General features: G+C 47.3%; 6 protein-coding genes. 4 read left to right on the top strand and 2 right to left on the bottom strand.

The window, feature by feature from the left end; translation table 11 throughout:
- The coding region (locus tag J0895_RS03880; RefSeq protein ID WP_207086809.1) for a tetratricopeptide repeat protein at positions 1-240 on the bottom strand (240 nt) is incomplete at its 3' end.
- A 134-nt stretch (positions 241-374) separates the two neighbouring features.
- Between J0895_RS03880 and J0895_RS03885 the strand changes: the two genes are divergently transcribed.
- The 3 genes from J0895_RS03885 to J0895_RS03895 all read left to right on the top strand — a co-directional run bounded on the left by J0895_RS03885 (position 375) and on the right by J0895_RS03895 (position 3,470).
- Positions 375-1,784, top strand: coding sequence for an aspartate ammonia-lyase (locus J0895_RS03885; RefSeq protein ID WP_207086810.1), 1,410 nt, complete (start codon positions 375-377; stop codon positions 1,782-1,784).
- 269 nt (positions 1,785-2,053) lie between these two features.
- A complete protein-coding gene (locus J0895_RS03890) occupies positions 2,054-2,374 on the top strand; it encodes a hypothetical protein (RefSeq protein WP_207086811.1) in 321 nt (106 codons plus the stop codon).
- A 136-nt stretch (positions 2,375-2,510) separates the two neighbouring features.
- Complete coding sequence (locus tag J0895_RS03895; RefSeq protein ID WP_207086812.1) at positions 2,511-3,470, top strand: Npun_F2552 family protein; 960 nt, start codon at positions 2,511-2,513, stop codon at positions 3,468-3,470.
- 160 nt (positions 3,471-3,630) lie between these two features.
- On the opposite strand, the gene J0895_RS03900 is transcribed toward J0895_RS03895, so the two are convergent.
- The gene (locus tag J0895_RS03900) at positions 3,631-5,031 is read right to left on the bottom strand and encodes a CHAT domain-containing protein (protein WP_207086813.1); all 1,401 of its coding nucleotides are present in this window, start codon (positions 5,029-5,031) and stop codon (positions 3,631-3,633) included.
- Between the two features lie 3 nt (positions 5,032-5,034).
- Between J0895_RS03900 and J0895_RS03905 the strand changes: the two genes are divergently transcribed.
- Positions 5,035-5,244, top strand: coding sequence for a hypothetical protein (locus J0895_RS03905; RefSeq protein WP_207086814.1), 210 nt, complete (start codon positions 5,035-5,037; stop codon positions 5,242-5,244).
- The last annotated feature ends 323 nt before the right edge of the window (positions 5,245-5,567 follow it).

The following is a 5,567-nucleotide window of genomic DNA, read 5'->3' on the forward strand; positions in this document are numbered from 1 at the left end:
TAAGGCGCGGTCATAACTGGCAACTGCCTCCTCATACCGCCCCAACTCATCTAAAACATTGCCAATTTGATACCAGGCCCAATAGTCTTCCGGGCGATATTCCACCGCTTTATCGTAGCAGCTGAGTGCATCCTGATAATGACCCACATCCCGCATGGCATTGGCCTGTTGATACCATTCCCAATAACTATCGGGCCTACATTCTAAAGTGCGCTCATAGATAGAGATTGCGCGACTCATTGTTTCACTCATACTTTTAGTGCAAAATCTATTAAATCTCTCCAATATTAAGGATACTGCGATCAAAGCTCACTCTGCTCGGTAAAATTACTTTGAATTGTTTAAATTTTCAACAATAAGCCCAGAAAGATTTGATGAGCGAACAATCTGAATTAGACTACCGCATAGAAAGGGATTCGATGGGAGAACGGCAAATTCCCTGCGCTGCCTACTATGGGATCCAAACCCTCCGGGCCACGGAAAATTTTCCCATCAGCGGACTCAAACCCTTACCCACCTACCTTGATGCCTGTTTGCTAATCAAAAAAGCCACAGCAGTTGCCAATGGTGAACTCGGCTGCATTCCCCCGGAACTGAGTCAGGCGATCGTCGATGCGGCAGATGAAATCCTCAACGGCGCATTACGGGATCAATTTGTGGTAGATGTTTACCAAGCGGGTGCCGGAACCTCTCACCACATGAACGTTAACGAAGTGCTGGCAAATCGCGCCCTGGAACTGCTGGGGGACTCTAAGGGCAATTATCAGCGAATTAGCCCGAACGATACGGTCAACTACGGGCAATCCACTAATGATGTCATACCTACTGCCATTCGCATTGGCGGACTTTTGGCTTTGCAGCATAGTCTTTATCCGGCCCTCAACAAGGCGATCGCTGTTTTAGAAGCAAAAGCGGTGGAATTTCAGGATATCGTCAAATCCGGCAGAACCCATCTGCAAGACGCGGTACCCGTCAGACTTGGGGAAAGTTTTCGCGCTTGGGCCTATATACTTACGGAACACCGGACTCGCATCGAAACCGCCGGGAAAGAACTCACGGTACTGGGAATTGGCGGAAGTGCTGCCGGAACGGGTTTAAATACTCATCCAAAGTATCGCGATCGGGTGGTGAAGATTCTCTCGGAGTTGATTAATATCTCCCTGACTCCGACCCCGCACTTGATGGCAGCCATGCAAAGTATGGCCCCCTTTGTCAGCGTTTCCGGTGCATTAAGAAATTTAGCCACGGATTGCCTGAAAATTTCCCATGATTTGCGCTTGATGGATTCGGGACCGAAAACGGGACTGAAGGAAATTCAATTACCCCCAGTACAACCCGGGTCCTCGATTATGCCGGGAAAATATAATCCGGTGATGGCAGAGATGACTTCGATGGTATGTTTTCAGGTGATGGGATATGACAGTGCGATCGCCCTTGCCGCACAAGGTGGACAACTTGAACTCAATGTGATGATGCCCTTGATTGCCTATAACCTAATTCACAGCATTGAAATTTTAGGTCATGCGATCGGAGCACTCAGCGAGTTTTGTCTCCAAGGGATTACCTGCGATCGCAGTCGCTGTGAACATTACGCCGAAGGCAGTTTAGCCCTCGTCACCGCCCTCAACCCCCACATCGGCTACCTCAACGCCGCCTCCGTCGCCAAAGAATCCCTGGAAACAGGTAAATCCTTACGGCAAATCGTCCTAGAACGAGGTCTAATGACCTCAGAACAGTTATCCGAGGTTCTGGACTTACAAAAAATGAGCGCCCTCCCGCATTAAAACTCGAACCAGGACATCCCGCAACGACTGAAGTCGTTCTCCCTGTTGTTCAACGTCCCGACTTCAGCTAAAGGTCTAATCTAGAACCAACAGCAAATCGTGACACCAAATATTGGCAAGAACTTCAGGAGTTCTGGCCAATATTTAGTGTCATGAGTGCAGCCTGTTCCCTCAAAACCTGTTTCGTCCAGGACAGCTTACCTGTTAAATTAAGTAGAGGTGGTGGCATACCACCGAAATTCACAAAATTGTCAATATGGAGTGCAATTATGGCGAGAGGTTCATTTGCCACAATGCAAGCTCAATCGAGTACAGAAGTGACGTTTTATTATGAAAACGGTCATACGGACTCATTTAAAGTTCCGGTTCCCGGACCCCAATTCCAGCAGCAGTTACCCCAGTTGTTAGCCCAACCCTGGATTACCTTACATTTGCTGGATAATACCGTGATGGTCTCAACCGCTAAGGTCATTAAGGTAGAAATTAATCCACCTGTTCCCGAACTACAAGGTCCCGGCGTTATCAATAATGGAGAACGAGTGACGACGATGCAGCGTGGTGCCGCCGGACGTTTACCACAAAGTGGTTGAATTTTTAATCCAGCAATGAAAGGATTTTGGGAATTCATTCAGGGTCATGCAAGGGAGGGGATTAATCACTGTAAAATTTTTACCCCTCCCGGGTAGTTGTTGACTCTTTTTTAATAAAATTAGCTGAGTTTATCTCATGACAATTGTTAGTTTAATTCGCGCCAACTCTTACGAAAAAGCTGCCCTGAGACAGTCTATAGAAACTTTATTAAAGCCTCTTGGGGGAATGGCTGCCATTGTCAAACCGGGCAATCGGGTTCTGCTTAAACCCAATTTGCTCACGGGGTCCCGTCCGACCAAAGAATGTGTCACTCGGCCCGAAATCGTCTCCTGTGTGGCGGAAATGGTGATGGAGGTGGGAGGAAAACCTTTTTTAGGAGATAGTCCCGCTTTTGGAAGTGCGCGGGGGGTGGCGTTTGCCAATGGATATCAGGAGATTGTGGAACGATTGAATTTGACGATTGTGGAATTTCATGGCAAGCGATACCCCACGAATGCCACGGAATTTAATCATTTACGATTGTCTAAGGAGGCAATGGAAGCGGATGTGGTGATTAATTTGCCGAAGGTGAAATCCCATGTTCAATTGACGGTGACGATGGGTGTTAAAAATTTATTTGGCTGTGTTCCGGGAAAGATGAAAGCCTGGTGGCATTTGGAAGCGGGAAAGGATGTGAATCGCTTTGGAGAAATGTTGGTGGAAACAGCTAGGGCAATTTCTCCAAATTTAACTCTTGTCGATGGGATTATCGGCCATGAAGGGAATGGTCCGAGTGGGGGAGAACCGCGACTGCTGGGACTGTTGGCGGCGTCTGAGAATGTGTTTGCCTGCGATCGCGCCTTGTTGGAGATACTCAATGTCTCACCGGAACTTGTCCCCACCGCTGCGGCATCGTTACGATTGGGAGTCTGTCCGGAATTGGCAGAGATCCAGTTTCCTTTGTTGAAACCTGTTGACCTCAAAATTGAGGATTGGAAGCTGCCAGAGGCGCTAGTTCCCATTGATTTTGGAATGCCTCGGGTTCTCAAGTCTACGTTCCGGCATTTATACATTCGGTTTATTAAGGAACCGATAAAATTGTATGCGAATCGGTAGGGTTAAGGCGTCAGTTAAAAAAAAGATTCATGGCCTAAAATTTGGGTTTTGAATCGGGAATGAAGGGATAAGAAACCGGGTTTCTGCTGTTAATTCGGGGCGAATTAGCAGACTTTTGGCAAAGAAACCTGGTTTCTAACTGTTACTGATAAAGGAAAATTCAGGCTTCTCCAATTAATGTAAATGCCGCCCATTCTCGGGGGTTGGGATACTTTTCCATTGTCGTTAACATGGCGGTTCTTAGGGATTGAGCTTTATCACAAGTTTGCCGGAATTGGTGATAAAATTCTTTCATAAAATCTAGGTTGGAGGTGGTGGGTGGCAACCAGAGAGACATCAATAAACTGGGTACTCCGGCGGTGATAAAAGCCTGAGATAATTCCACGACCCCATCTCCCCAAATGCGACCTCTGCCGGTATCGCAGCCACTCAAAACCACGAGTTGAGCTGATAGATTTAAGTGCAGGATATCATGAATAGTCAGGAGTCCATGAGTGTTGGGACTCGGTGCCAAGGCGATCGCCGATTGCAATCCTGCGATATCATCGAGAAAAACATGGGTAGCCAGATGAATGATATCGGCAGAACGCATTTTTTGGAGGATAGATGATTTGGTGGCGCGATCGCCTGTAATCGGTTCAGTTTTCAGAACCTGGGCGATCGCCTCTGCTTCCAGTTGAGTCCCAGGAATTTGCAGCAATTGCACCGGAGGTTCCCCAAATTCCAAACAAATGCTGGGCATGGTGGGGTTTCCGACGACGAGACATTCTTGAGGGGATTCGAGGGGGGGACAGCTATGCAGACTACCATTACCTCCCACAGTCTGAACGGCAAATTCCCGTTCAACGATGGGTTTTCGCTGTAGATGAGTCACCTCTAAAGCTTGAATTGAAGGCGCGATCAGCAGGGTATGCTTTTCAATGGGATATTGACCGTTGGAATCGATTAATGCCGCAAAGGGAACCAGGAATAAGAAATCTTGGGGAATAATCGTCACCCGTTTTTGGGGATCCCTGGGCAATAAATCGGCGATGGGTTCTAGGAGGATTTGATACAGGAACTGGAGTTGCTGCCGACAAAGCAACCGTTCGCGATCGCTATAGCCAACATTAATTAATTCCCGGACGCTGCGAACCAGTCCCGCCAGGGAGGTATTATCTTCGTACCATAACGATTGCAGGTCTACTTGACGAAAGCTAATTTTCCCCGCTGGCGAAATTACCCAAATAAATAGTTCGGTGGCATAAGCATACAGGGTATTTAGCCCGATTTGCAGCCGAGACATTTCATAAAATTGTTGATAATCATAAATCAGGGAATAATAAACTAAAGTCGAATTTTGAGCTTTAGCGATTTGTTTAATTTTATAAAGACTCGGGGGTTCTACGGACCCCTGTCGCTTAACTTCTGGTCCTAATCGATTGCCTACTAGATGCTCAACGGCTTTTGCTCGTCCTTGTTCTGCGACTTCTAAGGCAGATTCAGTTCTGCCTTGAATCACTAAAATTCGTTCAAAGCCTCGGTAAATATCCGGTTGTCCCTCATTTGCGAAAATGTTCATACTTTGCCCCCTAAATTCAGCATTCAATGCGATCGCCTTGACCGGGAGGAAACGCCGCGTTTTTTTAGGCGATCGCTCCAATCATACTCGATTCCAGCCGTTATGAATAGCTCGTTTTCAGGCTTTTTTGGCGAGTTTTTGTTGCGTTTTGTTGCGCGATCGCCGAGTTCGGGAGAGCGGGGTGGGGAACTCAGAAGAATTGAGGGTTGCTGATGAGACCAAATCCGGTATTTTTAGGTCTGCACAAACCGACAGATCCGCCGGGTTCAGCCACCGGGAGAACAGATGTTCCAGCGCTTCTGTGCAGAAAAAACCCCGGTTAGGAAAGATGATGGAGTATTAGGACTCTTAATCAATTGCAGGAGTCCAGTGGATGAGATCCCTAAAATTATGGACTCTAGCCATAACGAAGGGATCTAACCCAGACTACAAATTTGTCGGACAATGACACCGAGCAATATATAGAGAAGAGAGATTTTAATGTTTGGATTGGCCCTAGGGGATGAGTGGGGGTTCCGGAGTGGATGGCTCGAAAA

It is taken from the genome of Phormidium pseudopriestleyi FRX01 (assembly GCF_017313335.1).
In the GTDB taxonomy this organism is placed as follows: domain Bacteria; phylum Cyanobacteriota; class Cyanobacteriia; order Cyanobacteriales; family Laspinemataceae; genus Laspinema; species Laspinema pseudopriestleyi.

What these genes read in the sequence shown, in the direction of transcription:
- J0895_RS03895 (WP_207086812.1), top strand. Translation starts at nt 2,511, where the DNA reads ATGACAATTGTTAGTTTAATTCGCGCCAACTCTTACGAAAAAGCTGCC.
- J0895_RS03885 (WP_207086810.1), top strand. Translation starts at nt 375, where the DNA reads ATGAGCGAACAATCTGAATTAGACTACCGCATAGAAAGGGATTCGATG.
- J0895_RS03890 (WP_207086811.1), top strand. Translation starts at nt 2,054, where the DNA reads ATGGCGAGAGGTTCATTTGCCACAATGCAAGCTCAATCGAGTACAGAA.
- J0895_RS03900 (WP_207086813.1), bottom strand. Translation starts at nt 5,031, where the DNA reads ATGAACATTTTCGCAAATGAGGGACAACCGGATATTTACCGAGGCTTT.